Origin of the sequence: Bradyrhizobium sp. CCGB20 (assembly GCF_024199855.1) — a bacterium.
In the GTDB taxonomy this organism is placed as follows: domain Bacteria; phylum Pseudomonadota; class Alphaproteobacteria; order Rhizobiales; family Xanthobacteraceae; genus Bradyrhizobium.
In genome coordinates this window covers 113783-140682 of sequence record NZ_JANADN010000001.1, presented here as the reverse complement: position 1 = coordinate 140682, position 26900 = coordinate 113783, and the positions used below count along the sequence as shown (strand labels likewise).

Annotated in this window: 24 protein-coding genes and 1 tRNA gene; 14 read left to right on the top strand and 11 right to left on the bottom strand. The window is 64.7% G+C overall.

The window, feature by feature from the left end; translation table 11 throughout:
- The first annotated feature begins 126 nt into the window (after window positions 1-126).
- The 8 genes from lptC to NLM15_RS00550 all read left to right on the top strand — a co-directional run bounded on the left by lptC (window position 127) and on the right by NLM15_RS00550 (window position 11521).
- A complete protein-coding gene (lptC, locus tag NLM15_RS00585) occupies window positions 127-855 on the top strand; it encodes an LPS export ABC transporter periplasmic protein LptC (RefSeq protein ID WP_254114722.1) in 729 nt (242 codons plus the stop codon).
- 5 nt (window positions 856-860) lie between these two features.
- On the top strand, window positions 861-1586 hold the full coding sequence (locus NLM15_RS00580) for an LptA/OstA family protein (RefSeq protein WP_254114721.1): 726 nt from the start codon (window positions 861-863) through the stop codon (window positions 1584-1586).
- A 236-nt stretch (window positions 1587-1822) separates the two neighbouring features.
- Window positions 1823-2833: an LPS export ABC transporter ATP-binding protein gene (gene lptB / locus NLM15_RS00575; RefSeq protein WP_254114720.1), complete on the top strand. Its 1011-nt coding sequence runs from the start codon at window positions 1823-1825 to the stop codon at window positions 2831-2833.
- Window positions 2834-2923: 90 nt separating this feature from the next.
- A complete protein-coding gene (gene rpoN, locus NLM15_RS00570) occupies window positions 2924-4549 on the top strand; it encodes an RNA polymerase factor sigma-54 (protein WP_254114719.1) in 1626 nt (541 codons plus the stop codon).
- 84 nt (window positions 4550-4633) lie between these two features.
- On the top strand, window positions 4634-5233 hold the full coding sequence (hpf, locus tag NLM15_RS00565; protein ID WP_254114718.1) for a ribosome hibernation-promoting factor, HPF/YfiA family: 600 nt from the start codon (window positions 4634-4636) through the stop codon (window positions 5231-5233).
- A 222-nt stretch (window positions 5234-5455) separates the two neighbouring features.
- Window positions 5456-5917, top strand: a complete 462-nt coding sequence (ptsN, locus tag NLM15_RS00560) for a PTS IIA-like nitrogen regulatory protein PtsN (RefSeq protein ID WP_063681444.1) — start codon at window positions 5456-5458, stop codon at window positions 5915-5917.
- Between the two features lie 274 nt (window positions 5918-6191).
- Complete coding sequence (locus tag NLM15_RS00555) at window positions 6192-7928, top strand: ShlB/FhaC/HecB family hemolysin secretion/activation protein (RefSeq protein ID WP_254114717.1); 1737 nt, start codon at window positions 6192-6194, stop codon at window positions 7926-7928.
- Between the two features lie 20 nt (window positions 7929-7948).
- Window positions 7949-11521: a filamentous hemagglutinin N-terminal domain-containing protein gene (locus NLM15_RS00550; RefSeq protein ID WP_254114716.1), complete on the top strand. Its 3573-nt coding sequence runs from the start codon at window positions 7949-7951 to the stop codon at window positions 11519-11521.
- 67 nt (window positions 11522-11588) lie between these two features.
- Here the strand turns inward: NLM15_RS00550 and NLM15_RS00545 are convergent, their stop codons facing one another.
- Entirely contained in the window at window positions 11589-12227 is a 639-nt protein-coding gene (locus NLM15_RS00545; protein WP_254114715.1) for a TetR/AcrR family transcriptional regulator, read from the bottom strand.
- Window positions 12228-12509: 282 nt separating this feature from the next.
- Between NLM15_RS00545 and NLM15_RS00540 the strand changes: the two genes are divergently transcribed.
- The 3 genes from NLM15_RS00540 to NLM15_RS00530 are packed head-to-tail and all read left to right on the top strand — an operon-like array spanning window position 12510 to window position 16073.
- Window positions 12510-13313, top strand: coding sequence for an SDR family NAD(P)-dependent oxidoreductase (locus NLM15_RS00540; RefSeq protein ID WP_254114714.1), 804 nt, complete (start codon window positions 12510-12512; stop codon window positions 13311-13313).
- 36 nt (window positions 13314-13349) lie between these two features.
- The gene (locus NLM15_RS00535) at window positions 13350-14477 is read left to right on the top strand and encodes a DUF5938 domain-containing protein (RefSeq protein ID WP_254114713.1); all 1128 of its coding nucleotides are present in this window, start codon (window positions 13350-13352) and stop codon (window positions 14475-14477) included.
- 57 nt (window positions 14478-14534) lie between these two features.
- Window positions 14535-16073, top strand: a complete 1539-nt coding sequence (locus tag NLM15_RS00530) for an AMP-binding protein (RefSeq protein WP_254114712.1) — start codon at window positions 14535-14537, stop codon at window positions 16071-16073.
- A gap of 89 nt (window positions 16074-16162) precedes the next feature.
- Here NLM15_RS00530 and NLM15_RS00525 read toward each other — a convergent pair whose 3' ends face one another.
- From NLM15_RS00525 to NLM15_RS00490, 8 genes are all read right to left on the bottom strand, one after another.
- On the bottom strand, window positions 16163-16435 hold the full coding sequence (locus tag NLM15_RS00525) for a DUF1150 domain-containing protein (RefSeq protein WP_011083553.1): 273 nt from the start codon (window positions 16433-16435) through the stop codon (window positions 16163-16165).
- Between the two features lie 51 nt (window positions 16436-16486).
- Window positions 16487-16912: an Hsp20 family protein gene (locus tag NLM15_RS00520; protein WP_254114711.1), complete on the bottom strand. Its 426-nt coding sequence runs from the start codon at window positions 16910-16912 to the stop codon at window positions 16487-16489.
- 349 nt (window positions 16913-17261) lie between these two features.
- Window positions 17262-18347: a sn-glycerol-3-phosphate import ATP-binding protein UgpC gene (locus NLM15_RS00515; RefSeq protein ID WP_254114710.1), complete on the bottom strand. Its 1086-nt coding sequence runs from the start codon at window positions 18345-18347 to the stop codon at window positions 17262-17264.
- A 6-nt stretch (window positions 18348-18353) separates the two neighbouring features.
- Window positions 18354-19202 carry a sn-glycerol-3-phosphate ABC transporter permease UgpE gene (gene ugpE, locus NLM15_RS00510; RefSeq protein WP_254114709.1) on the bottom strand — a complete coding sequence of 283 codons (849 nt, stop codon included), beginning with the start codon at window positions 19200-19202 and terminating at the stop codon, window positions 18354-18356.
- A complete protein-coding gene (gene ugpA / locus NLM15_RS00505) occupies window positions 19202-20083 on the bottom strand; it encodes a sn-glycerol-3-phosphate ABC transporter permease UgpA (protein ID WP_254114708.1) in 882 nt (293 codons plus the stop codon). The genes ugpE and ugpA overlap by 1 nt, the downstream gene beginning before the upstream one ends.
- A gap of 48 nt (window positions 20084-20131) precedes the next feature.
- Complete coding sequence (ugpB, locus tag NLM15_RS00500) at window positions 20132-21448, bottom strand: sn-glycerol-3-phosphate ABC transporter substrate-binding protein UgpB (protein WP_254114707.1); 1317 nt, start codon at window positions 21446-21448, stop codon at window positions 20132-20134.
- A 217-nt stretch (window positions 21449-21665) separates the two neighbouring features.
- Window positions 21666-22868: a CaiB/BaiF CoA-transferase family protein gene (locus tag NLM15_RS00495; RefSeq protein WP_254114706.1), complete on the bottom strand. Its 1203-nt coding sequence runs from the start codon at window positions 22866-22868 to the stop codon at window positions 21666-21668.
- A 176-nt stretch (window positions 22869-23044) separates the two neighbouring features.
- Entirely contained in the window at window positions 23045-23470 is a 426-nt protein-coding gene (locus tag NLM15_RS00490; protein ID WP_014490914.1) for an organic hydroperoxide resistance protein, read from the bottom strand.
- 153 nt (window positions 23471-23623) lie between these two features.
- On the opposite strand from NLM15_RS00490, the gene NLM15_RS00485 reads away from it, so the two are divergent.
- On the top strand, window positions 23624-24085 hold the full coding sequence (locus NLM15_RS00485) for a MarR family winged helix-turn-helix transcriptional regulator (RefSeq protein ID WP_254114705.1): 462 nt from the start codon (window positions 23624-23626) through the stop codon (window positions 24083-24085).
- Between the two features lie 68 nt (window positions 24086-24153).
- On the opposite strand, the gene NLM15_RS00480 is transcribed toward NLM15_RS00485, so the two are convergent.
- Together NLM15_RS00480 and NLM15_RS00475 are read right to left on the bottom strand one after the other, a co-directional pair.
- A tRNA-Ala gene (locus NLM15_RS00480) sits at window positions 24154-24229 on the bottom strand.
- Between the two features lie 95 nt (window positions 24230-24324).
- Entirely contained in the window at window positions 24325-24732 is a 408-nt protein-coding gene (locus NLM15_RS00475; protein ID WP_038932747.1) for a TIGR02300 family protein, read from the bottom strand.
- Between the two features lie 170 nt (window positions 24733-24902).
- On the opposite strand from NLM15_RS00475, the gene aroA reads away from it, so the two are divergent.
- Both aroA and cmk read left to right on the top strand, forming a co-directional pair.
- Window positions 24903-26240, top strand: coding sequence for a 3-phosphoshikimate 1-carboxyvinyltransferase (aroA, locus tag NLM15_RS00470; protein ID WP_254114704.1), 1338 nt, complete (start codon window positions 24903-24905; stop codon window positions 26238-26240).
- Window positions 26237-26875: a (d)CMP kinase gene (gene cmk / locus NLM15_RS00465; protein ID WP_254114703.1), complete on the top strand. Its 639-nt coding sequence runs from the start codon at window positions 26237-26239 to the stop codon at window positions 26873-26875. The genes aroA and cmk overlap by 4 nt, the downstream gene beginning before the upstream one ends.
- Window positions 26876-26900: the final 25 nt, after the last annotated feature.

Here is a 26900-nt window from a genome sequence, read left to right as displayed (position 1 = left end):
TAGGCTGGGGTTGCCGCCCCGTTTCGGACACTTTCGTGCGGCCTCTCGCGGGCTGCATATCCTGGCGGTGCCGGGTACAATGGCGCGCCATCGACCGGACAAGGCGAGCGACACTCTGGAGCAGCGGTGAATTCGGCCCAGAATCCAACCTACGACGCCGCGCTTGCGGCAAAGTTTGCCAGCGCGGCGCGCCACAGCCGCCTGGTGCGGATTCTGCGCATCGCGGTGCCGGTCACGGTGGCTGCGTCGATCGCCGCGATCGTCGCGGTCTCGACCTTCCTCAATCCTTTCCAGATCCCGATCAAGCTCGACTCCGGAAACCTCGTGGTGACAGGCACCAAGATCACGATGGAATCGCCGCATCTGGCCGGCTTCACCCCGGACCAGCGGCCCTACGAGCTCTGGGCCAAGACCGCGACGCAGGACATCACCGATCCCGATCACGTCGATCTCAATGATTTGCGCGCGAAGGTGCTGATGGAAGACAAATCGACCCTGCTGCTCGATGCCCGCACCGGCCGCTTCGACAACAAGCAGCAGCAGCTCGACCTGCACAAGGACATCTTCCTGCGCACCTCGACCGGCTACGAGGCGCGGCTGAACTCGGCCTTCGTCGACATGGGCAAGGGCACGGTCTCCTCTGACGAGCGTGTCGACGTCAAGCTGACCAACGGCACGCTGACCGCCGATCGGCTGCGCATCACCGAAGGCGGCGACGTCATCCGCTTCGAGGGCAATGTGGTGATGCATCTGGACAAGCTGGACGACCCCGCCGCTCAGCCTGCGCCGGCCGAGCAGCCCGCGCCGCCTGTAAAAACGCGTACGCCCCAGAACAAGTCTGCCAATTCAAAGTGATTTTCATGTCGAAGTTTTTTCCGCGCAACGAAGAGAAGCGCAGTGTCATCCTCAGTGCGGCCGCGCTCGCCGCCACAGTCGCGCTGATCGCAACGGGCGCGGCGCTCGCACAGAGCACGATGCAAGGCGTGCCCAACGCCATGCAGGGCTTTTCGCAGAACCGCGATCAGCCGATCCAGATCGAAGCCGCTTCGCTGGAGATGCGCGACAAGAAAAAGGAGGCGACCTTCTCCGGCAACGTGAAGGTCATCCAGGGCGACACCACCATGACCTCGAAGACGCTGGTGGTGTTTTACGAATCCGGTGGCGACAAGCCGGCCACGCCGCCGCCCGCGGCGAAGGCGGCCAAGAATAGCGGCACCGGCGCGCCGATGCAGTCGGCGACGCCGGGCCCGGGCGGCAGCTCCTCGATCAAGCGGCTGGAGGCGCGCGGCAATGTCGTCGTCACCCAGAAGGATCAGGTGGTGACGGGCGAGACCGCCGTCTTCGACACCAAGACCAACCTCATCACCATGCTCGGCGGCGTCGTCCTGACGCAGTGCAAAAACGTGCTGCGCGGCGACCGTCTGGCGGTCGACATGACGACCGGCGTGTCCCGCGTAGAGTCGGATACCGGCCGGGTGCAGGCGTTGCTGCCGCAGGGCGGGAGCAATGATTGCGGATCGGGCAGTCCGGGCAAAGCCGGCGCGGGTCCGCCTCTGCAATTGCCTGGCACGGGCAAGCAGAAGTAAATTCCAGGCGCGATTTCAACGGCTTGGGCCAGATTCTCCCGATCCGAGGTTGAAGCTTGCCCGGCGAGACTGTATCTAGCGCGCAGGGCTTTCGAAGCGGGGTCCGCCGCTTTTCGGGCGTGTTTCACTGGGCATGAGACATCCCTTCACTCATGCTGTTCCGGCGAATCGCAAGGCCGGTGCGGCAGATCGCGCGAATTCCGCGCAGGATCGTCGCGAAAGGCTAGAAGGCGGGGATGGTCGATCTCTTCAGCATGTTCCGTCGGCGCCCCGCCAAGCGCGGCCGGCCAGGATTTGCGCGTCAGGACATCACCGCGCTCGGTGACAGCGTCGGCGGTCTCGTGCCCAGCCCGGTGCGCGACGCGCCGCCGATCGCCCGTGACCAGCCGATGCGCGCGCCCGATCATTTCCAGACCGACTTCCAAGCCGACTATCAGGCCGAGCAGCCGCGTGCCCAGGCGGTGCATCCGGTGCGGGCCGCCAGCCGGCCCAACGGCGCCGGTGGGCCCCAGCTCCTGAAGCGACCGGGCTTCCTGGCGGTGCATAGCGTGGAAAAGAGTTTCGGCAGCCGTCAGGTGGTGCGCGGCGTCAGCATCTATGTGCGTCGTGGCGAAGCGGTCGGCCTGCTCGGCCCGAACGGCGCCGGCAAGACCACCGTGTTCTACATGATCACCGGCCTCATCAAGCCCGATCGCGGCGCGATCGAGCTCGACGGCCACGACGTCACCAGGCTGCCGATGTATCAGCGCGCGCGGCTCGGCATCGGCTATCTGCCGCAGGAAGCCTCGATCTTTCGCGGCCTCACCGTCGAGCAGAACATTCGCGCCGTGCTCGAAGTGGTCGAGCCCTCGCGCAAGAAGCGCGAGCAGCAGCTCGACTCGCTGCTCGACGAATTCAACATCACGCGCTTGAGGAAATCGCCTTCGATCGCGCTGTCGGGCGGCGAGCGCCGCCGCGTCGAGATCGCGCGCGCGCTCGCGACGCGTCCGAACTACATGCTGCTCGACGAGCCCTTCGCCGGCATCGATCCGATCGCGGTCGGCGACATTCAGGACCTCGTCCGCCATCTCACCAACCGCGGCATCGGCGTGCTGATCACCGACCACAACGTCCGCGAGACACTCGGCCTGACCGATCGCGCCTATATCGTCTATGCCGGTGAAATCTTGACCGAGGGTAGCCCGGATGAGATCGTCGCTGATCCGGACGTTCGCCGGCTTTACCTTGGCGAGGAATTCCGCCTCTAGCCCGTTTTTCCAATTCGTCAAGCCGTGTACATCGGGCTCGGACTAGGATAAGCAAAAATCGGACCAACTTTTGGGATCGGTTCTTGCTTCATGGCGCTAACGCAGAGATTAGAGTTCCGGCAATCGCAGTCGCTGGTCATGACGCCGCAGCTGATGCAGGCGATCAAGCTGCTGCAATTGTCCAATCTCGATCTCACGACGTTCGTGGAAGAGGAGCTTGAGCGTAACCCTCTGCTGGAACGGGCCAATGACGAGCCCCCCGGCGGCGAAGCTCCCGTCGAGGCCGGCCAGTTCGGCGATGGCGAGGAGTCCGGCGGCCAAGGCGACGGTCAGGGCGATGACGGTTTTGGCGGCAGCGCCTTCGAGCCGGGCCAAGAAGAATGGATGAGCAAGGATCTCGGCACCCGCGCCGAGATCGAGCAGACCCTGGACACGGGCCTCGACAACGTCTTCTCCGAGGAACCGGCCGAGGCTGCCGCGCGCAACGCCCAGGATGCGGCGCCGACCACCTATACCGAATGGGGCGGCGGCGCCTCCGGCGACGAGGACTACAATCTCGAGGCCTTCGTGGCCGCCGAAACCACGCTGGGCGACCACCTCGCCGAGCAGCTTTCGGTTGCCTTCACGGCACCCGCGCAGCGCATGATCGGTCAGTACCTGATCGACCTCGTCGACGAGGCCGGCTATCTGCCGGGCGATCTCGGCCAGGCCGCCGAGCGCCTTGGCGCGTCGCAGCAGGACGTCGAGGGCGTCCTCGCCGTGCTGCAAAAATTCGATCCGCCCGGCGTCTGCGCCCGTAATTTGAGCGAATGCCTGGCGATCCAGCTCCGCGAGCTCGACCGCTACGACCCCGCGATGCAGGCCCTCGTCGAGCATCTCGATCTGCTCGCCAAGCGCGACATCGCTGCCTTGCGCAAGCTCTGCGGCGTCGACGACGAGGACATCGCCGACATGATCGGTGAGATCCGCCGCCTCAATCCCAAGCCCGGCATGAAGTTCGGCTCGGCGCGGCTCCAGACCATGGTGCCGGATGTCTATGTCCGCCCGGGTCCCGATGGCGGCTGGCATGTCGAGCTCAACAGCGACACCTTGCCGCGCGTGCTGGTCAACCAGACCTATTACTCCGAGCTGTCGAAGAAGATCGGCAAGGACGGCGACAAGTCCTATTTCACCGACGCGCTCCAGAACGCGACCTGGCTCGTGCGCGCGCTCGATCAGCGCGCCCGGACCATCCTGAAGGTTGCAACGGAAATCGTGCGCCAGCAGGACGGCTTCTTCACCCATGGCGTTGCGCATCTGCGGCCGCTGAATCTGAAGGCCGTCGCCGACGCCATCCAGATGCATGAATCCACGGTGTCGCGGGTCACCGCCAACAAGTACATGGCGACAAATCGCGGCACATTCGAATTGAAATATTTCTTCACCGCCTCGATCGCCTCCGCCGACGGCGGCGAGGCGCATTCCGCCGAAGCCGTCCGTCACCACATCAAGCAGCTGATCGATTCGGAAGCGCCGGCGGCGATCCTGTCGGACGACACCATCGTGGAACGCTTACGCGCCTCGGGCATTGATATTGCCCGCCGCACGGTCGCGAAGTACCGCGAAGCCATGCGCATTCCCTCCTCGGTGCAACGCCGCCGCGACAAGCAGAGCGCTCTTGGTAACGTCCTCTCCACCGCAATGTCCGATCGCTCCCGCAACACCGAGCCGGCCTGATTGCGCTGGCGCCAAATCGCGCTACTCTCATCTCCCCCTTTGCGACCGATCCAAGCTAGGCCCTCAAACCAAGCGAGGCATCACATGACTCTCAGAATCTCCGGAAAGAGCGTTAGCGTCGGCGACGCCCTGCGCGGCCGCGTGACCGACCGGACTGAAGAGGTCCTGCGCAAGTATTTCGACGGCAATTATTCCGGTCACATCACGCTGAGCAAGGACGGCTTCGGCTTCCGCACCGACTGTGCCCTGCATCTTGATTCGGGGATCACGCTCGAGGCCGATTCGAACGCGCCGGACGCCTATGCCAGCGCCGACCAGGCGCTCCTGATGATCGAGAAGCGGCTCAAGCGTTACAAGAGCCGGCTCAAGGACCGCTCGGCCCGCAAGGCCCATGTCGCCTCCGCCGCCCTCGCCGCCCTGGATGCCACGAGCTACGTGCTGGAGGCGCCGGGCGATGGGGAGGACGAGGACGAGGTCACCGGCTACAGCCCCGTCATCATCGCCGAGGCCACGACCTCGCTGAAGCAGCTGTCGGTCAGCGAGGCTGTCATGGAGCTCGACCTCAGCGGAGCGCCCTGCCTGGTATTCCAGCACGGCTCCAGCGGCCGGGTGAACATCATTTACCGCCGGGCCGACGGCAATGTCGGCTGGATCGACCCGCCGGGGGCCAAACCGGACGGTTAAGGGCTGGAACCTGGGCTCCGTATCATCCGCAGCCTTTAACAATGACCGGGGCAAAGCCGCACGCAGCAGTTGGCACCGGGATTGCGTTGGAGTAGAAGCGCCCCACATCAGGATCGGGGCTAAGTCCCCTTCCTGCTTGACCTTCTCGACGCCGGCCGGGCGTGGTTCGACCAAGCTGGCCAATTCGGAACCTGACGGTTTAATTCACCTCGGAAACCTTCCATGCCGATTACCGATCTGGTCGCACCCGAGGCGATTCTCCCGGCATTGAAGGTCAACAGCAAGAAGCAGGCGCTTCAGGAGCTTGCGGCCAAGGCCGCCGAGCTGACCGGGCAGAACGAACGCGCGGTGTTCGAGGTGCTGTTGCAGCGTGAGAAGCTCGGCACCACCGCAGTCGGCTACGGTGTCGCCATTCCCCACGGCAAGCTGCCCAAGCTGGAAAAGATTTTTGGCCTGTTCGCGCGCCTCGATCGTCCGATCGATTTCGAGGCGATGGACGGCCAGCCGGTGGATCTCGTCTTCCTGCTGCTCGCCCCCGAAGGCGCCGGCGCCGACCACCTCAAGGCGCTCGCCCGAATCGCCCGCCTGCTGCGCGACCAGGACATCGCCAAGAAGCTCCGCGCCTCGCGCGATGCCCAGGCGATCTATTCGGTGCTGGCCCTGCCGCCGGCGACCGCGGCGTAACTTCGCTTTTCCTCGCCGCCCGCTGAGAAGCGGAATCGACCCACGCAATTGCCAATCTACGCCGGCCATCTCCGTCGCATGCGCGCGGGATGTCGCGATCTCGTAACAACCGGCGAGATCACGCGAATAATTTCCCCATTTGAGACGTCCGGCACAACGCGCCATGTCGGCGTCCGCTAAGGACGCCCAGGAACGCAAGTGGCGCCTGGATCGACGCGCCGTCCTGCGCTTTCGCTGATGTCGTTACCTATTGCCCGAAGGTCGGGCCCGCAGGATGAAAGTGGTTGGCGCGGTGCAGTGCAGGGTTGTTGTGGTCGGGCTAGTGATAGCAGGTACCGCAGTCCCGGCCGTCGCGCAGGATGCCGGATCGCTGCTCCGCGAGATGCAGCGGCAGCAGGAGTTGCAGCGGCAGGAAAGGCTGCCGGCTCCCGACGAGATTCGACCGCAGCAGCCGCCCGCCGCCACCCCCGACCGGGGCGAGCGCATCATCGTGAAGGGCGTTCGCTTCACCGGCAAGGTGGAGCTGCTGCCGCTGGCCGAGCGCGAGCAGCTCGTTGCCTCGGTGCGCGGCAAGCGCCTTGGCATCAAAGGGCTCTATGCGCTGGCCGATCAGGTGACGGTCGCGCTCCAGGGCCGCGGCCGGCTGCTGGCGCGCGCGCTGCTGCCGCCGCAGGATGTCACGAGCGGCATCGTCACGATCGAGATCGCCGAGGGTGCGCTCAAGACCATCACGCTCGACCGCGCCAAGGGCGTACGGGTGCGCGAGGATTTGCTGCGCGCCATCATCGAGGGCCGGCTGAAGCCCGACGGGGTGACGCGGCAGGATCTGGAAGATGCGCTGCTGCGCATGAACGACCTGGCCGGCGTGTCCGTGCATGCGAAGCTCGCGCCGGGCGAAGCGCCGAACACCAGCAGGCTCGTCGTCGGTGTCGAACAGGCACCGGTCGTTGGCGTCAGCTTCTGGGCCGACAATTATGGCAGCTCCAATGTCGGCAAGGCGCAAGGAAGCGGTCTCGTGACATTTACCGACGTGACCGGTTGGGGTGATCTCACGCGCGTCTCCGGCACGGTCTCGCAGGGACAGGAGTACGGGTCGCTTGGGACGAGCGTGCCGCTCGGCGCAAGCGGCCTTACGGCCAATGCCAGCTACGGTTATCTCGACTATCACAACATCGACGCGATCGGGCAGGCCCTCGGTCTCACCGGATTCGCTCATTTCGCCAATGGCGGCACGGACTACAGCCTGATCCGCAGCCGCGATTTCAACCTTCAGCTCGGCGGCGCCGTGACCTGGAAGGCGCTGGTCGACGACAGCATCGCCGGGACGCTTCAGGACAAGCGCTCCATCTCCACCACGCTCAGCCTGAACGGCGACCGGCGCGATGCCTTGCTCGGCGGTGGCATCACCAGCTGGTCGGTGAGCTGGACGCTCGGCGATCTCGATCTCGCGCGTGTGGCCAGCGCGCTCGCGGCCGACCAGGCCGGGCTCAGGACGCAGGGCCAGTTCAATCGCATCAATGCGACGGTGGCCCGGCTTCAGGCGCTGCCCGGTGACTTCGCGCTGTTCGGCCGCCTCTACGGACAATGGGCGAACAAGAATCTCGATTCCTCGGAAGACTTTGCGCTGGGCGGGCCGTTCGGCGTGCGCGGTTATCCCGTCGGCGAGGGGCGCGGCGACATGGGCGTGCTCGGCACGCTCGAACTTCGCTACAACGCGCCGCTGCCGCAGCGCTTCGGCGGCCTGCAACTGGCGAGCTTCGTGGACGGCGGCTACGTCAAGGTCAACGTGTCGCCGAACGGCATTCCGCCGGTCACCGCGTGCGGCTGCAACGATTACGGCCTCGCCAGCGCCGGGCTTGCCGCGCGCTGGACCCGCGAAAGGCTCAATGTATCCGCAAGCTGGGCCCACACGCTGGGCGACAATCCCGGCCGTTCCATCATCACCGAAGTCAATGCCGATGGCGTCAGGTCCAGCGACCAGTTCTGGCTGCAAGCCGCCATCCGCTTCTGATCTTTTCGAGAGGGCACGACATGACATCGACCCTGCCGCGAATCCAGCTCGCAATCGCGCTGTCCGCGACCACGATGTTGACGCCGCCAGCGTTGGCCCAGACCCTGCCGACCGGCGGTCAGGTCGTATCGGGGCAGGCCACGATCAGCCAGTCCGGCAATGCCATGACCATCAACCAGTCGAGCGACCGGATGATTGCCAATTGGCAGAGTTTTTCGATCGGCGCCGGCAACTCCGTGACCTTCAATCAGCCCGGCGCGTCCTCGGTCGCGCTGAACCGCGTCGTTGGGCAGGATCCGTCGCAAATCCTCGGCAATCTCAGCGCCAACGGGCAGGTGTTCCTGATCAATCCGAACGGCATTGCCATCGGCAAATCCGGCAGCGTGCAGACCGGCGGCTTCGTCGCCTCCACGCTCGGCATCAGCAACACGGATTTCCTGGCCGGCCGCTACAATTTCACCGGCAGCAGCGGTGCGATCAGCAACGCGGGCAACCTTTCCGGCAAGGTGGTCGCGCTGATCTCGCCGAGCGTCAGCAATTCCGGCACCATCACCGGCAGCACGGCGCTTGCGGCCGGCACCGACGTGCTGCTCGACTTCAACGGTGACGGCCTGCTCTCGGTCGAGGTCAAGGCCTCGACCGTCAAAACCCTGGTCGAGAACAAGGGGCTGATCCGCGCCGATGGCGGGCTTGCCGTTCTCACGGCCAAAGGTGCCAGCGATGCCATGAAGGGCGTCGTCAACAATTCAGGCGTGGTGCAGGCCGCGAGCATCGGCAGCAGGAACGGCCGCATCCTCCTGCTCGGCGACTCCAGGTACGGCGAGGTCAATGCCGGCGGTACGCTGCGCGCGCGCTCCGTCGAGACATCCGCCGCCAAGGTCAAGCTCGCCGCCGATCTCAAGGTCGACACGCTGGGCGGACGCTGGCTGATCGATCCCGTCAACATCACCATCGACGCCAATTACGCGGCGGCCTTGCAGACCGCGCTGGCGAGCGGCGACGTGACGGTGACCACCTCGGGCAGCGGCACCGATGCGGGCAACATCGCGGTCAACGCGTCGATCAATTGGGCATCGCACATCCTCACGCTTCGCGCCGACAACACCATCAGCATCAATGCGCCGCTGACCTCGACCGGCACGACCAGCCTCGATGGCCTCGTGCTGCAATATGCGCAGACCACCTCGACCGGCACCTACAGCGTCAATGCGCCGGTCAATCTCGCGGCCGGAAGCCTGTTCCAGACCCAGAGCGGCAGCAATGCGCCGGTCACTTACACGGTCATCACCGATCTCAACGCCTTGCAGAACATCAATACGAATCTTGCCGGCAACTACGTGCTGGGCGCGAACATCGACGCCAGCAGCACGGCGAGCTGGAACGGCGGCGCGGGCTTCATGCCGATCGGAGGCGCCGGCAACACCTATTTCAGCGGCATTTTCGACGGGCTCGGCCATGTCGTCAGCAATCTGACCATCAACCGGCCCACTACCGACGGTGTTGGTCTGTTCGGCTACATCGACAATGGTGCGAGCCTCCGCAATGTCGGATTGGAAGGCGGCAGCGTAACGGGCAACAATTCCGTCGGTGGCCTGGTCGGATTGACCGGCATCTGGGTTTACCTCGGCACGAGCAGCGCCGGTGGCGCCACCATCAGCAACGTTTACAACACGGGCAATGTGACCGGCAGCGGCGCCTTCGTCGGCGGAATAGTGGGCGACACCTGGCTCACCACGATCAGCAACGCATATGCAACCGGCACGGTTGCGGGCTATGGCTCCGTCGGCGGGCTCGCGGGGCGCACGGTCGCCACGATCGTCTCCAACTCATACGCCACCGGCAATGTGTCCGCCATCGACCAGGGTGCCGGCGGACTGGTTGGGTTCAATCTCGGAACGTGGATCGGACCAGGTCAGGCGGATTATGCGATTGGGACGATTAACCACTCCCACGCCACCGGTGCGGTGTCCGGCGGCGTCTTTGTCGGTGGACTGCTGGGGTACAGCAACATTGGTCTCATCACCGACAGCTACGCCACCGGCAATGTGTCGGGCACAGGTAACAGTTGGCCCGTAGGCTCAGCTGCGGGCGGGCTGGTGGGATACAGCACGTACGGTCAGGTGCTGCGATCCTATGCCACGGGGAATGTCTCCGGCATCGACACGGTCGGCGGGCTAATGGGCGCGAACTGGACCGGCGGCTCGATAAGTCAATCCTATGCCACCGGCAACGTGTCGGGAACGCGTCAAGTTGGAGGACTGGTGGGGCAAAACTACGACGACCCCTATATAGAATATTCTTACGCCACGGGTACGGTCACGGGAACGCAGATCGTCGGCGGACTGGTCGGATACAATTTCGGCGGTACGGTGAACTGGAGTTACGCCACGGGCGCGGTATCCGGGACCACCGATGTTGGCGCGCTGATAGGGCTCATCTCAGGTGCTAACATCACGCAGAGCTATGCGAACCGGGACGCCACGGGGCAGAGCTCCGTATGCGGCACGGTCTTCGCGGGCTCCTGCGCGGGCGGCGCTCTCCTCACCAACGCGCAGATGCGCGATCCCTTCACCTTCATCTCCAATGGCTACGATTTTGTCACCATGTGGGGCACGTCCGTCAGCGGCGCCAACAACGGCATGCCGGTGCTGCGGGTGTTCGGCGACACGGTCTATGATGCCTATGTGAATGTGTCGGGTTCTGCGAGCACCACCTATGGCACGCTGGCCTCGCTCGGTGGATTGACTGCGAGCGGTGTGAACGCGAACCGCGTCACGCTCGGCTGGGGCAGCGCGGTGACCACTACGCTGGGGGCGGGGAGCTACAATCTGAGCGGTCCCGGCGTTGTGAACGCGACCAGCTCCGGCGGTGCAGTCTATGTCGGATCTGTCGCGGTCGGTCTCACCATCGGCAAGGCATTGCTCACCATCACCACCAATGCCTCCAAGACCTATGACGGTGCGGCGTTCTCCGGCGGCAACGTCACTTATTCCGGGCTCATGAATGGAGAGAGTGCGTCGGTTCTCTCCGGCACGCTCAACTATGGTGGCAGCGGGCAGGGGGCGGTGAATGCAGGGCAGTACACCCTGAGCATCTCCGGCCTCTCCTCGACCAACTACGCCATCACTTATGTCGACGGCTCGCTGACCATCAACAAGGCGGCACTCACCATCACAGCGAACGACGTCACCAGGATTTCCGACGGCGTTCCGTTCTCCGGCGGCAGCGTGGCCTATTCCGGCTTCGTCAACGGCGAGGGGACGTCCGTGCTATCAGGCACGCTGCTCTTTGGCGGCTCGGCCCAGGGTGCGCGCAATCCCGGGGTCTATGGCATCACCGCCTCGGGCCTGACGTCTGGGAACTACGACATCACCTATGTCGGCGGCCGGCTCGCGATCATTTCGCGGGATGCGGGCGGCTGCTCGCTCGGGGCCGGAGCCAGCCCGGTCTGCGGCGCCACTCCTCCTGATCCTGCCGCACCCCTCGGGCTGAACGACCAGGCGCCGATCGAAGTCGTGCTGCCTCAGAGCACCCCCGTAGTGGTACAATCGCTGCATCTCGTGACGGCATCGACACCCGACGTCCGAAGGTGAACTCTCGAACGTCACGCGCAGCTATCCCGGCAGGGGTAATGACCTTCGCCGGCGCCGCTCGTGCGCTTCAGCAGACCGTCGGCAGCAGGCGCCGGACTTCGTCGAGCAGTTCGGGAATCGCCGTTTTGTCACCCGCGAGGTGCTTGAGCAGCGCACTCTGGAATAGACCGTCAAACAGCGCATAGAGCGCAGCCGGCGACGACGCCGGTCGCTTGCCGCCGAGCTCGGCATAGCGGGAGGCGATACGCCAGATCATCGCTTCCAGGCTCTTGTCGATCTCGAGCACATCCTTGCGAAACGCCGCCTCGAACATCGCCTGCGAGCGCAAATCGTACCAAAGACGGTGCATGCGCGCTTCGGTCTGCAGGGTTGCTGCGAGCTTGGCGAGGAAACCCTCCGTCAATTCGTCACGGCTCGTTGCTGTCGCGACGACATCGTCATATCGCGTCACGCACTTCGCCTTGTAGTGGCGGACGCAGCAGCAGATCAGGTCGAGCTTGTCGCTGAAATAATAATGGAACACGCCGTGCGTGAACGCCGAGTTCTGCGCGATTTCGCGCAGGCTGGTGCGTGCGAAGCCGAGCTCTCCAAGCGTTTCGAGCGCGGCCTCGGAAAGCTCGATGCGCCGCGCGTTGAACTTCTCGTCGCGCAGCACCTCGGCCGCATCAGCCACACGCCGGGCCGCTCCCGTCACCTGCCGCGCCATCTCGTCCCTTCCTCAGTCCCGTTCTTTCAAGGACTTATACCGCGTCGATCGCGGAATGCTCCATCCCTCACAACCACTTCCCTTGACGACTGTCAAATTCGTTCTTGACAAGTGTCAAGATTCTGGCGGAGGTTCGCACCAAGAATTTGGACAGTCGTCAAGACGTCCGACCATGGAGGAACGCTTCGCTGGGTGCCGCCGAAAGGCCTGCGCCCATCGACCTGGTGCGCGCCGATGGGCGCAGCACGAAAAGATCGATCACCAGCAACGGAGGAGTGCGTCATGAGTGCCAAGAGCCTTGCAGGCAGGAAAGCCCTGGTCACCGGCGGTGCCCGCGGAATCGGCGCGGCCATCGCGCAGGCGTTGGCGCGAGCCGGCGCCTCGATCATGATCGCCGACATCCTGGAGGAGACCGGCCGCGCCAGCGCAGCCGCGATCGCGAAGGAAGACGTCGCGACGGGCTTCGTCCAGCTCGACGTCACCGACGACGCTCAATGGGAGCGGGCGGTTGCCAACACCGTCGCAACCCTCGGCGGCTACGACATCCTGATCAACAATGCCGGCATCGAGATCACGTCGCTGATCTCCGAGGTCAAGTCCGAGGACGCGCGGCGGATGTGCGACGTCAATATCGTCGGCACCGTGCTCGGCATGAAGTACGCCTTCCGTGCGATGCGCCCGGGTGGGCCGGCCGGCAAGGGCGGCGCCGTCGTCAACATCGCCTCGGTTGCGGCAACGATCGCCTTCCCGAGCATCGCGGTCTATTCCGGCACCAAATCCGCAGTTGACCGCATGACGCGGGTCGGAGCGATGGAAGCCGGCAAGCTCGGTTTCGGCGTGCGCGTGAACTGCATCTATCCGGGCCTGATCCCGACCGACATGGGCATGCAGCTCGCCAACGACATCGTCAAGGTCGGGCTCGCGGCTGACGTCAACGCCGCAGTCGGCTCGGTGGTGGAGCAAACCCCGCTCGGCCGTCTCGCCGAGGTCACGGACATCGGCGATGCCGCGGTGTTCCTGTGCTCGAACGAGGCGCGCTTCATCACCGGCATCGGACTGCCGGTCGATGGCGGCATGGGCATGTAACAACAAAGCCGACAACAAGCATTTCGGAGGATCGCAATGAGCAAGAAGCCCGTCATCGTCTACGGCGCATCCGGCTACACCGGCCGGCTGGTCTGCGAATACTTACGCGAATACAACATCCCCTTCATCGCCGCCGGGCGCAGCGAAGAGAAGCTCAACGCCGCGATGAAGTCGAACGTCGCCGGCATCGAGACCGCCGACTACGAGGTGGTGACGGTGCCGCACACCGCGGCCGCGCTGACTGAATTGTTCAAGGGCGCCTCGGTGGTGCTCAACACCGTGGGCCCCTTCGCCAAGTTCGGCACTGAGGTGGTGCAGGCGTGCCTCGCTGCCAGGTGCCATTACACCGACACCACCGGCGAGCAGGACTGGCTGATCACGCTCGAGCAGGAGTTTGGCACGAGGTTCGCCAATGCCGGGCTGCTGCTGGCGCCGGGCATCGCGCAGATGTACACCACCGGCGAGATCGCCGCGCAGCTGTGCCTGGAGACACCAGGCCTCGACACGCTGGACATTGCCGTGTTCTGGGGTGGCAGCCCGACCATCGCATCGACGCAGACCATCCTGGTCAACGCCGCGATGGCCAAGGCCTACTACCTGGAGCAGAACAAGTACGTCGAGCATCAGCCCGATGCCGGCCTCTACAACCTCGCCATCCCCGGTCAGCACGAGCTGGCGCTGGCGTTGCCCTGGGGAGGCACCTCGCACCCGGTGTGGTTCAAGCGCGATCCGCGCGTGGCCAACGTGAAGGTGCTGGGCGGTGTGTTCAATCGCGCGCTGATGCTGGGCGTGCCGCAGATCGTCGCGGCCGCGCTGGAGGCGACCAAGGATATGAATCCCGACGACCGCTACGCCGCATTGGCGCAGACCGCCGCCGGTGTGATGAACACCATGCCGCCGCGCGAAAACCCGCGCGTCAACAAGTCGATGGATTCGGTGCATGCCTCCGGCCCGTTGGGGCGCGCGCACTGCATCATCTACGGCAACAGCAACTACAAGCAGACCGGCTTGCTGCAGGCCTATGCCGCGGCGCACCTGTTGCAGCAGCCGCCGAAGCGCGTGGGGTTCGCCTCCGGCTGCCAGGCGTTCGGCCATCACGAGCTGCTCGGGCAGTTGCGCAGCTTCGGGCTCGTCAGCAAGCCAATTCTGACCGTGAACGATTAAGGTCATCGCGGGTGGCGCGGACCTCCGCGTCACCCGCTACCACTTCGGGTGTTGATCATGCGCTTCATCGATTACCTGGACAAAGGTGCCTCGCTCGGCGCCGACGCGCCGTGCCTCACCATGGATGGACGCGACCTCAGCTATCGCGAGGTGCAGTTGCTGAGCTACCGCGTCGCGCGCGGGCTCGCGCGATCGGGGATTGCTGCCGGCGAGAAGGTCGCGATCCTTTCCGGCAACGATCCGGTCGCGTTTGCTTGCGTGTTCGGCATTTCCCGCGCGGGCGCGGTCTGGTGCCCGATCAATCCGCGCAACGAGGCGGCCGAAAATCGGCTCATCCTCGACCAATTCGACTGCAGCCTGCTGCTGTTTCATTCGAGCTTCGCGCCAATGGTCGAGGCGGTGCGTGCGGAACTGCCGAAGCTGCGCGCCCTCGTCTGTCTCGATGCCGAGTTACCCTTCGCGCCTTCGTTCGACAGCTGGCTCGCCGGCTTTGCCGATGACCACTATCAGCGCGAGACGATCGACGATCTCGCGATGATCCCGGGCACCGGCGGCACCACCGGCAAGCCGAAGGGCGTCATGCTGTCGGGCCGCAATATCGAGGCCATGACGGCACTGACGCTGATGGGCTATCCTTTCAAGGGACGTCCGATCTATCTCGCGCTCGCGCCGCTGACCCACGCGGCCGGCGTGCTGTGTTTCCCGATCATGGCGCTCGGCGGCCGCATCGTGATCATGCATCACCCCGACATCGCCGAATTTCTCGATCTGATCGAGCGCTATCGCGTGACGCACACCTTCCTGCCGCCGACCGTGATCTACATGCTGCTCGATCATCCGAAGCTCGACTCCGCGAAGCTCGGGTCCCTGCAATGTTTCTGGTACGGCGCGGCGCCGATCTCGGCCGCGCGGCTTGCGGAGGCGCTCCAGCGTATCGGGCCGATGGCGCAGTTGTTTGGTCAGACCGAGGCGCCGATGATGATCTCGATGATGGCACCTGGCGAGCATTACAATGCCGACGGCACGATCGCGATGGAGCGTCTCACCTCGGCCGGGCGGATCAGCCCGCTGGTGCAGGCCGGCATCATGGATGGCGACGGCAATTTGCTGCCATCAGGCGCACGCGGCGAGATCGTGGTCCGCGGTTCGCTGGTGATGGAGGGCTATTACAAAAATCCCGAGGCTACGGCGGAGGCCTCCGCGCATGGCTGGCACCACACCGGCGACATCGGCTATATCGACGACGACGGCTACCTCTATATCGTCGATCGCGCCAAGGACATGATCATCACCGGCGGGTTCAACGTCTACTCGATCGAGGTCGAGAACGCGCTGCGGGCGCATGAGGCGGTGCAGGATTGCGCCGTGATCGGGCTGGCGGACGAGAAATGGGGTGAGCGGATCGTCGCCGTGGTGCAGCCCCGCGCCGGCCAAAGCGTCGATGCGACGGCGCTGGCGGCCTTCGTCAAGCAGCGGATCGGCAGCGTCAAGACACCGAAGCAGATCGAAGTCTGGGATGACCTGCCGCGCTCCAAAGTGGGCAAGGTGCTGAAGCCGGACATCCGCGCGCGGCTGGCAGGTCGCTCAGGCGACTAGCAAACGCCTGCGAGGCGCCAAAAAAAATACGCGGGCCGCCCTGAGGCATGCCCGCGCATTTGAATTCGTTAGCTGCGCGCGCGTAGCGCTCAGTGCACGCTCACCGCCTGCAACTCGTTGCTCCAGGCATTCGCGACAGCGGCTTCGCGGCTGTCGGTCAGCATGATCGGCGTACCGTCGGCGGCGTGCAGCGCGAAGAGCTTGAGGCCCGGCGCGATCTTCGGCGCTTCGGGAAACAGCCCGGGCACATCCTCGGAGCGGATCTGCTTCACATAGGCGATATGGCCTTCGCCGAGGGTTGCCAGCGTCTCCGGAGAGACGTTCTTGGCTTCGTATTCGAACGCAACGTGACCTTCACTCATGGTCTCGACTCCTCTCTCGAAACTAAGCGGTCGAGTCCGCTACTCGTTCCATTATTCGTGCTCATTGATAGCGATTGTCTTAACGATCCTCTCCGGTTCAGGCCGGGCAAGATCGACCGACAACAGCCCGTTCCTGAGATCCGCACCCAGCACCAGCATCCCCTCCGCCAGCACGAACGTGCGCTGGAAGTGGCGCGCGGCGATGCCGCGATGGATGTATTGCCGGGACTTGTCGTCCTGCTGCCGCCCGCGGATCACGAGCTGGTTTTCCTCAATGGTTACATCGAGTTGGTCGCGGGTGAATCCGGCGACCGCCAGCGTGATGCGAAGGCGCTCGGGCTGGCCGTCCGACCGTTCACACCTCTCGATATTGTAGGGAGGGTAACCGTCGGCGCCTTTGACGACGCGGTCGAGCACGCGCTCGATCTCGTCGAAACCCAGAAGGAACGGACTGGAAAGCGTTGGAACACGAGACATAGTTTACAAAGTCCTCTCGAAGCGACTTTGGCATTTCAGGGCCCGGAAGCGGCGCCCCTTGGTCAGTAATATGGGCATATCTCTGTGGGGGTTCAAGCAGGTAGCCGGGGGCTGTGGATTGGCGTCTCCGCCCCGTGGCCTGTCCAATATCGCGTAAAGTGCTTCCGGATCGTTATGGCCCGGGCTTGTTCCGGCCATCCACGACCTTGCTCGCAGCCCAAAAACGCGGATGCCCGGGACAAGCCCGGGCATGACGAATCTGCGGGTGATTTATCCCAATGAAAACAATGCCATGGCTACTGTACATGGGGTTGTTTTCGCAGTTTTGCTGGCCGGCCCTCGGAACCGGTCAGGCCTCGATCCGCTTCCGGCCGTCGCCGCTGAAAAGATGCAGTTTCTGGCGCACCGCGGCGACGCGGATCCTCGCGCCGATGGCGGGGGCCTCGGTTCCGGGGATGCGGACGATGACCTCGCCGGGCGGCAGCTCGCCGGGCGTGGCGGCGACGCGTTGCTCGTCCTGGGCCCGCGTGCCGTAGACGAAGGTTTCGGCGCCGACGCGCTCGATCGCTTCCACGGTTAGCGGCAATGCGACGCCGCCAGCCGGCGTCTGGTCGGTAATGACGAAATCCTCCGGGCGGATGCCGAGGATGCCGGCCTCGCTCGCGCCGCCACCGAGCTGCGATTTGATCTCCTCAGTGCGCGTCGACATCAGGTTCATCGGCGGTGCCCCGATGAAGGAGGCGACGAAGGTCGTCGCCGGCTTCTCGTAGATCGCCAGGGGATTGCCGACCTGCTCGACCTGGCCGCCGTTCATCACCACCAGGACGTCGGCGAGCGTCATCGCCTCGAGCTGGTCGTGGGTGACGTAGATCGACGTCGTGTTGAGCCGGCGCTGCAATTTGCGAATCTCGACGCGCATCGCGATGCGCAGCTTGGCATCGAGGTTCGACAGTGGCTCGTCGAACAGGAACACTTTTGGCTGGCGCACGATGGCGCGGCCCATGGCGACGCGCTGGCGCTGGCCGCCGGAGAGCTGGCGCGGCTTGCGCTCCAGCATCGGCGCGAGCTCGAGCACGCGCGCGGCCTCCTCGACGCGGGTCTTGACCTCGGCTTCCGCCATGCCGCGGTTGCGCAGGCCGTAGGCCATGTTGTTGTAGACGCTCATATGCGGGTAGAGCGCGTAGTTCTGGAACACCATCGCGATGTCGCGATCGGCGGGCTCGATCTGGTTGACGACGCGGCCGCCGATGTCGATCTCGCCGCCGGTGACGGTCTCGAGGCCTGCGACCATGCGCAGCAGCGTGGACTTGCCGCAGCCGGAGGGGCCGACCAGCACGCAGAACTGGCCGTCGCCGACATCGACGTTGACGCCCTTGATGGCCTCGAAGCCGCCCGTATAGGTCTTGCGGACGTTGCGCAGGGTGACGTTAGCCATGAAAACTCACTTTTCGGTCTCGACTAGGCCGCGCACGAACAATTTCTGCATGGCGACGACGACGAACACCGGCGGCAGCATGGCCAGCACGGTGGTTGCCATCACGATCGGCCATTCGGTCAGCGCGTCGGTGGTGGTGATCATCTTGCGGATGCCGACCTGGATGGTCTGCATGTCGTCGCGCGTGGTGATGAGCAGCGGCCAGAGATACTGATTCCAGCCGAGGATGAAGAGGATCACGAACAGCGCCGCCATGTTGGTGCGCGACAGCGGCAGCAGCGTATCCCAGAAGAAGCGCAAGGGGCCGGCACCGTCGATGCGCGAGGCCTCCAGCAGCTCGTCCGGCACCGTCATGAAGAACTGGCGGAACAGCAGCGTTGCGGTTGCGGAGGCGATCAGCGGCAGGGCGAGGCCGGCATAGCTGTCGAGCATGTGCAGATCGGCGACGATCTTGTAGGTCGGATAGATGCGCACCTCGACCGGCAGCATCAACGTGATGAAGATGATCCAGAAGATCGCCATCCGGAACGGAAAGCGGAAATACACGATCGCGTAGGCCGAGATGATCGAGATCGCGATCTTGCCGATCGCGATCGCCAGCGCCATCACCAGCGAGTTCAGCATCATGTTGCCGACGGGCTCGCGGGTCGAGCCGCTCGTGCCGACGAAGATGGTCTGGTAGTAGACCTCGAAGAAATGGCCGCCGGGCAGCAACGACATCTGCCCGTTCGCGATCAGCGCGTTGTCTTGGGTCGAGGCGACGATCGCGATGTAGACCGGGAACGCGACGATCGCGATCCCGATCCACAGGATGGCGTGAGCGATGTAGCGCCGAAAACCCTCTTCCTCGACCATCAGTAGGTCACCTTGCGTTCGACGAAGCGGAACTGGATTCCCGTCAGCACGATGACCATGACCATCAGGATCACCGATTGCGCCGCGGAGCTGCCGAGATTGCCGCCGAGCAGGCCGTCGGAATAGACCTTGTAGACCAGCGTGACCGTCGACGTTCCCGGCCCGCCGCGGGTCATGGTGTCGATGATGCCGAAGGTGTCGAAGAAGGCGTAGACGATGTTGACGACCAGCAGGAAGAAGATGGTCGGCGACAGCAGCGGGAAGGTCACGGTCCAGAACCGGCGCATCGGACGGGCGCCGTCGATCGCGGCGGCCTCGAACACGGATCTGGGGATGGCTTGCAGGCCGGCGAGGAAGAACAGGAAATTATAGGAGATCTGCTTCCAGGCTGCGGCGAGGATGATCAAGCCAGCGGCCTGGTTGCCGTCGAGCAGCGGATTCCAGTCGATGCCGAGGCCGCGCAGATAGCGCGAGAGCACGCCGAGCGAGGGATGCAGCATGAAGATCCAGAGCACGCCGACGACCGGCGGCGCGACGGCATAGGGCCAGATCAGCAGCGTGCGGTAGAGCATCGAGCCGCGCAGCGGCTTGTCGGCCATCACCGCGAGCAGCAGCGCGAAAGACAGCGACGAAATCGCGATCGCGAACGAGAAGAAGAAGGTCCGGACGATCGCCTCGAAATAGGCGGGGTCCTTGAACAGCTCGATGTAATTGTCGAACCAGACGAAGGTGCTCGACAGACCGAAGGCGTCCTGGAGCAGGAAGGACTGGATCACCGCCTGCAAGGCCGGCCAGTAGAAGAAAATCAGGACGATTGCGAGCTGCGGCGCAACCAGCGCGTAGGGCAATAGCTTCGACTGGAAAATGGCCTGTTTCTGCATGATGGGTGGCGCCGGCAGGCCGCTCGATGGCCTGCCGGCGCCTTTGCCTTATTTTACCGCGGTCTTTTCGAACTGGCGCAGCATGGTGTTGCCGCGTTCGACGGCGGTGTCGAGCGCCTGCTTGGCGGTCTTCTTGCCGGCCAGCGCCTGCTCGATCTCTTCCGACCAGACGTCACGGAGCTGAACCATGTTGCCGAGGCGCAGACCGCGCGAATTCTCGGTCGGCTCCTTGTTGGTCAGCTCGAGCAGCGGGGTCTCGAGATAGGGCTGATCCTTGTAGAAGCCCTCGGCCTTGGCCTTCTCATAGGCCGCCTTGGTGATCGGCAGATAGCCGGAGGCCTTGTGGATGTAGACTTGGCGATCGGTGTCCGAGAGGAAGGTCAGGAATTTCGCGACGCCCTTGTATTCCTCGGCCGACTTGCCGCCCATGACCCAGAGCGAGGCGCCGCCGATGATCGAGTTCTGCGGCGCGCCCTTGACGTCCGGATAGTAGGGCATCGGCACGGCGGTGAAGTTGAACTTGGCCTGCGCCTTGACGTTGCCGAAGAACGCCGACGAGGTCAGGTAGATCGGGCATTCGCCGGAGGTGAAGCGGCCTTCGCCGGTGTTGGTGCGGCCGGCATAGTCGTAGACCTTGGTCTTCTGGAGCTCGACCAGGGTTTCGAGATGCTTGACCTGGAGCGGGCCGTTGAACTCCAGCACGGTGTCGAAGCCGTCGAGGCCGTTGGCCTTGCTGGCGAGCGGCACGTTGTGCCAGGCGGAGAGCTGCTCGAGATTGACCCAGGTAACCCAGGAGCCGGAGAAGCCGCAGGTGTCATGACCCGCAGCCTTCAGCTTCTTGGCGGCCTCGAACGTTTCCGGCCAGGTCTTGGGGATCTCGACGTTTGCCTTCTTGAGCTCGTCGAGGTTGACCCACATCACGGTCGACGACGAGTTGAACGGGAAGGACAGCATCTCGCCCTTGGAGGTCGAGTAGTAGCCGGTGATGGCGGGCAGGTAGATCTTGGGATCGAACTTCTCGCCGGCCTCGGCCATCAGCTTGTAGACGGGCTTCACCGCGCCGGTCGCGGCCATCATGGTCGCGGTGCCGACTTCGAACACCTGCATGATGTGCGGGGCGTTACCGGCGCGGAACGCGGCGATGCCGGCGTTCATCGTATCGGGGTAGTTGCCCTTGTAGGTCGGGATCACCTTGTAGTCGGTCTGCGACGCGTTGAAGTCGGTGGCGAGCTTGACGATGACGTCGTTGTTGGCACCGGTCATCGCGTGCCACCACTGGATTTCGGTCACGGCCCACGCCGGCGAAGCGCCAAAACCAACGGTGACTGCAAGCGCGGCAGCCGCGCCAAAGTGTCGAAGAGCCATCAAGAAACCTCCCTTGGGCCGTCAAAATGATCGCTTGCGCTAGCAGCGCCATATGACGTTCACATGACTGTGTAAGCGGCCGAAACGAAAGCGGCAAGCGCTGGAAAAGGGAAGCCGTCAAATAGGCGAATGCCGGGCGCGCAGCCTCCTCCGTTCGCGGTGCACAGGCGTGCCCGCGCCGCAGTGCGGCATGACTTGGGTGAGGAGGTGAGGGCCCCTAGCGCTTGCGCTCTGGGCCGCAGACCGTGCCCTGCTCGACCATCGCGTCGATCTCGGATTTGGAGTAGCCGAACTCGCCCAGCACTTCCTGGGAGTGCTGGCTGAATTTCGGCGGCAGCCGGCGCAGGCTCGGCTTGCTGCGATCGAGCCGGATCGGCGAGGCCACGCCCTTGTACCAGTCCTTCTCAATGACATCGCCGCGGGCGATCGTGTGCGGGTTGGTCAACGCCTGGTCGATCTTCTGCACGGGACCTGCGGGCAGGCCCGCGGCGAGCAGGCGATTGCACAACGGCTCGGCCTCGTGCTCGCTGAACACGGCGGCAAGCTCGGCGCGCAGCGCATCGCGATTGGCGATGCGGTCCTTGTTGCGGGCAAAGCGCGGATCGGTGCCGAGCTCGGGCTTGCCGATCTCCTTGGCGAGCTTGCGGAAGGTGCCGTCATTGCCGACGCCGATGAAGATGTTGTCGGTCTTGGTCGGGAAGATCGCATAGGGCACGAGGTTGGGATGCTCGTTGCCGGTCAGGCTCGGCGGCTTGCCGTGCATGAAATAGTTCGCGGTGTGCGGATGCATGATGGCAAGGCCGGTCTCGTACAGCGTCGTCTCCAGGAACTGGCCCTGGCCCGAGCGCTGCCGCTCCGACAACGCCATCAGGATACCGATCGCCGCATAGAGGCCGGTGGTGATGTCGACCAGCGGCACACCGATCCGCATCGGCCCGCTCTCGGGCGAGCCGGTGGCCGCGATCATGCCGGTCATGGCCTGGATGATGGCGTCATAGCCGGGATTGCCGCCGCGCGGGCCGTCGGCGCCGAAGCCGCAGATCCGGCAATGCACGAGGCGCGGGAATTTCTCGCGCAGCACCTCGTTGCCGATGCCCCATTTCTCCAGCGTGCCCGGCTTGAAATTCTCGATCAGGACGTCGGCGCTCTCCAGCATCTTGAGCAGCACGGCGCGGCCGCCTTCGGAGGCGAGGTCGAGGCCGATCGAGCGCTTGTTGCGGTTGATGCCGATGAAATAGGCCGCGTCTTCCTCGTGGAAGGGAGGGCCCCAGTCGCGCACCTCGTCGCCGGCGGGCGGCTCGACCTTGATCACGTCGGCGCCGTGGTCGGCAAGAATCTGGGTGCAGTAGGGACCGCCGAGCACGCGCGTGAGATCGATGACGCGCAGTCCGCTCATTGCGCCCAATACGGCTTCAGTCATGCCTTCGCTTCCCCTGTGTCGACGTTTGATCACAGGCCTAGCGAGGTTCGCGGACGCCAGCAATGGCCTGTTGCGTGGGGGCGTATGCGCCGCCGTACGGCTATCCCGCAACGTGGCAAAATCAAACGGAAGCGGCCGGCCCGAGGGGGATCTCGGGCCAGCCAGTCACCCTTCGATCAGACGACCGTCAGGCGAACGTCGACATTGCCGCGCGTGGCATTGGAGTACGGGCACACCTGGTGGGCCTTCTCGACCAGCGCCTCGGCTTCCGCGCGGGCGAGGCCCGGCAGCGAGACCGCGAGGTCGATGTCGAGACCGAAGCCGCCGGCCGAGCGCGGGCCGATGCCGACGGTCGAGGTCACCGAGGCGTCGGCCGGAACCTTCGGGCCGCCCTGCGAGGCCACGAACTTCATCGCGCCGATGAAGCAGGCGGCATAGCCCGCCGCGAACAGCTGCTCGGGATTGTTGCCGGCGCCGCCGCCGCCGCCGAGCTCTTTCGGCGTGGTGAGCTTGACGTCGAGCGCGCCGTCGAGGGTCGCGGCATGGCCGTCGCGGCCGCCGGTGGCTTTTGCGCTGGTCTTGTAGAGGACGTTCACGGACATTTTCGTCTCCTCAGGTCTTCGGGTTGGGTGCGGCCTGTATCGCAAACAATTAGATTGCGCGCAATTGAAATTGGGACGCCTCACATTTAATTGTTCGCAATTGAATGTGCCGGCGGCCGGCCCCAGAATGAGGAAAGTCTCGTGAGATTCTCCATGCCCCGGAAACACCCGGCAGCGGATCAGCCGCTGCGGCTCGACAACCAGATCTGCTTCGCGGTCTATTCGGCCGCGCATGCCTTCAACCGCGTCTACAAGCCGCTGCTCGACCGGCTCGGCCTGACCTATCCGCAATATCTGGTGATGCTGGTGCTGTGGGAGCGCGACGACGTGCCGGTCAAGGTCATCGGCGAAAAGCTGTTTCTGGATTCGGGCACGCTGACGCCGCTGCTCAAGCGGCTCGAGGCTGCCCACCTCGTCAGGCGCACACGCTCGAGCGAGGACGAACGTCAGGTGCTGATCGCGCTGACGGCGCAGGGCCACGCCTTGAAGGACAAGGCGCGGGCCGTGCCGCAATCGGTCCTCGCGGCGTCGGACTGCTCGGTCTCGGAACTGGTCGCAATGAAGGACGAGATCGTCGCGCTGCGCGACCGGCTCAATGCGGTAATCGGGGAGTAGGGGGAATTCTGTAGAGCCCGGCTTTGCCCTATCGGGCTTCGCCGCGGCAACCTTCGCTTCGCGAAGGCTGGTGGAGCCAGGCGGGATCGAACCGCCGACCTCTTGCATGCCATGCAAGCGCTCTCCCAGCTGAGCTATGGCCCCTTAGTCCTTAAATGGGACGATCCTGGTGGATCACTCCCGACCGGCGAGCCTGGTGACTCGCGCGGTGCACCCTTTTTCACAGATCAGGGCTGATCTCAAGTCTCTTCATCACCTCCGACATCACCAATGATGTCGGTCACGTCCTCATCGCCCTCTTCTTCGTCGGCGATGAAGGTCGAATCATCGTCATCGTCGTCGTCGATGGTCTCGTCGACCTCGATATCGTCCTCGGATTCGGGCACCACGGCCTTGACCTTGCCGGTGTTCTCCTCGGCATCGGCCTCCTCGAGCGAGACCTCTTCGACCTCTGCCGGCTCCGGCGCGGTGTCGGCGGTCGCCGCGTGGCGGGCTTCGGCGCCGCGGGTCGCGCGAGCCGGCGCCACGGGCGCGATCGGCACGACTTCGCCGGTATAGGGCGAGATCACCGGATTCTTGTTGAGATCATAGAATTTCTTGCCCGTGGTCGGGCAAATACGTTTGGTTCCGAGTTCGGACTTGGCCACGGCAGGAATCCTGGGAATGTCTGAAAAGCGGTGCTTCACTTGGCTAGTTGGCGGCCCGCTGTCAATAGCGCATTACGGGAGAAAGACATGCCCGTGACGGCGGGGAGACCATGTGATACCTGCCCCGCGAGCCCCGCAGGGATGCTTCGGGCCTATTCAAGGACACAAACTTGACCGATTCCGACAAGCCGACGCCGCTGAAGTCGCGCGCAAGCGGTCCCCTGACCGGAAAAGTACGGGTGCCCGGGGACAAGTCGATTTCCCACCGCGCGCTCATCCTGGGCGCGCTCGCGGTCGGCGAGACCCGGATTTCGGGCTTGCTCGAGGGCGAGGATGTCCTCAACACCGCCAAATCGATGCAGGCGCTGGGCGCCAGGGTCGAGCGCACCGGCGATTTCGCTTGGAAGGTGAACGGCGTGGGCGTCGCCGGCTTTGCCGAGCCCAAGGCGCCGCTTGATTTCGGCAACTCCGGCACCGGCTGCCGGCTCGTCATGGGCGCCGTCGCCGGCTGCCCGATCTCGGCGGTGTTCGACGGCGATGCCTCGCTGCGCAGCCGCCCGATGCGCCGGATCCTCGATCCGCTCGAGAAGATGGGCGCCAAGGTGGTGTCCGGCGGCGAGGGCGGCCGTCTGCCGCTGACCGTCCAGGGCGCGCGCGATCCGCTGCCGATCACCTACAAGACCCCCGTTGCCTCGGCGCAGATCAAATCGGCCGTGCTGCTGGCGGGCCTGGCCGCGCCCGGCATCACGACTGTGATCGAGGCCGAGGCCAGCCGCGACCATACCGAGCTGATGCTGAAGCATTTCGGCGCCGAGATCACCTCGACGCAGGAAGGTCAGCACGGCCGCCGCATCACGCTGGTGGGACAGCCTGAGCTGCACGGTGCCACTGTCATTGTGCCCGCCGACCCCTCGTCCGCGGCGTTCCCGATCGTTGCGGCGTTGATCGTCGAAGGCTCGGATGTCGTTCTGTCCGACGTCATGACCAATCCGCTGCGCACCGGCCTGTTCACAACGCTGCGCGAAATGGGCGCCTCGATCGAGGAGAGCGAAGTCCGCGGCGACGCCGGCGAGCCGATGGCGCAGCTGCGCGTGCGCGCCTCGAAGCTGCGCGGCGTCGAGGTGCCGCCGGAGCGCGCGCCCTCGATGATCGACGAATATCTGGTGCTGGCCGTGGCGGCCTCCTTCGCCGAAGGCACGACCATCATGCGCGGCCTGCAGGAGCTGCGCGTCAAGGAATCCGACCGCCTGGAAGCCACCGCCGAGATGCTTCGCGTCAACGGCGTGAAGGTCGAGGTCTCCGGCGACGATCTGATCGTCGAGGGGCGTGGTCACGTCCCCGGCGGCGGCGTTGTCGCCACGCACATGGACCATCGTATCGCGATGTCCGCGCTGGTGATGGGCTGCGCCTCCGATCAGCCCGTGACCGTCGACGACACCGCCTTCATCGCCACCAGCTTCCCGGACTTCATTCCGATGATGCGTTCGCTGGGGGCCGAGTTTTCATGATCATCGCCATCGACGGGCCCGCGGCCTCGGGCAAAGGGACGCTCGGCAAGCGCCTCGCCCATCATTACGGCTATCGTCATCTCGATACCGGCGTGATCTATCGCGCGGTGGCCTACGCCCTGATGCAGTCCGGCCATGATCTGCGCGACGAGGCGGCCGCGGTCGCGGCGGCGCTGGAACTCGATCCCGAAAAGTTCGGCAATCCCGCCCTGAAGACCCAGCAGGCCGGCGAGGGGGCCTCCATCGTCTCGGCGATCCCCGGGGTCCGCGAGGCCCTGGTCAATTTCCAGCGGCAATTCGCCGCCGATCCGCCGGGGGCTGTCCTGGACGGCCGGGACATTGGAACCGTGATCTGCCCGCATGCCGACGTGAAGATTTTCGTGGTCGCAGACCCCAGGGTCCGCGCGCGCCGCCGGACCATGGAGGCGCGGGCGAGGGGCGAGGAGGCGGACGAGGCGGCCGTGCTCGCCGACATCATCCAGCGCGACGAACGCGACAAGAACCGGGCGATTGCGCCCTTGAAACCGGCCTCTGATGCTTACTTGCTAGATAACTCCCAACTGGATATAGAAGGCGGCGTCCGGGCCGCCATCGACATTATCGAGGCCGTCCGAGCGGGCCGGTCGCGGGGTTAAGCCGCCGCCGTCATTGGAGGAAGCG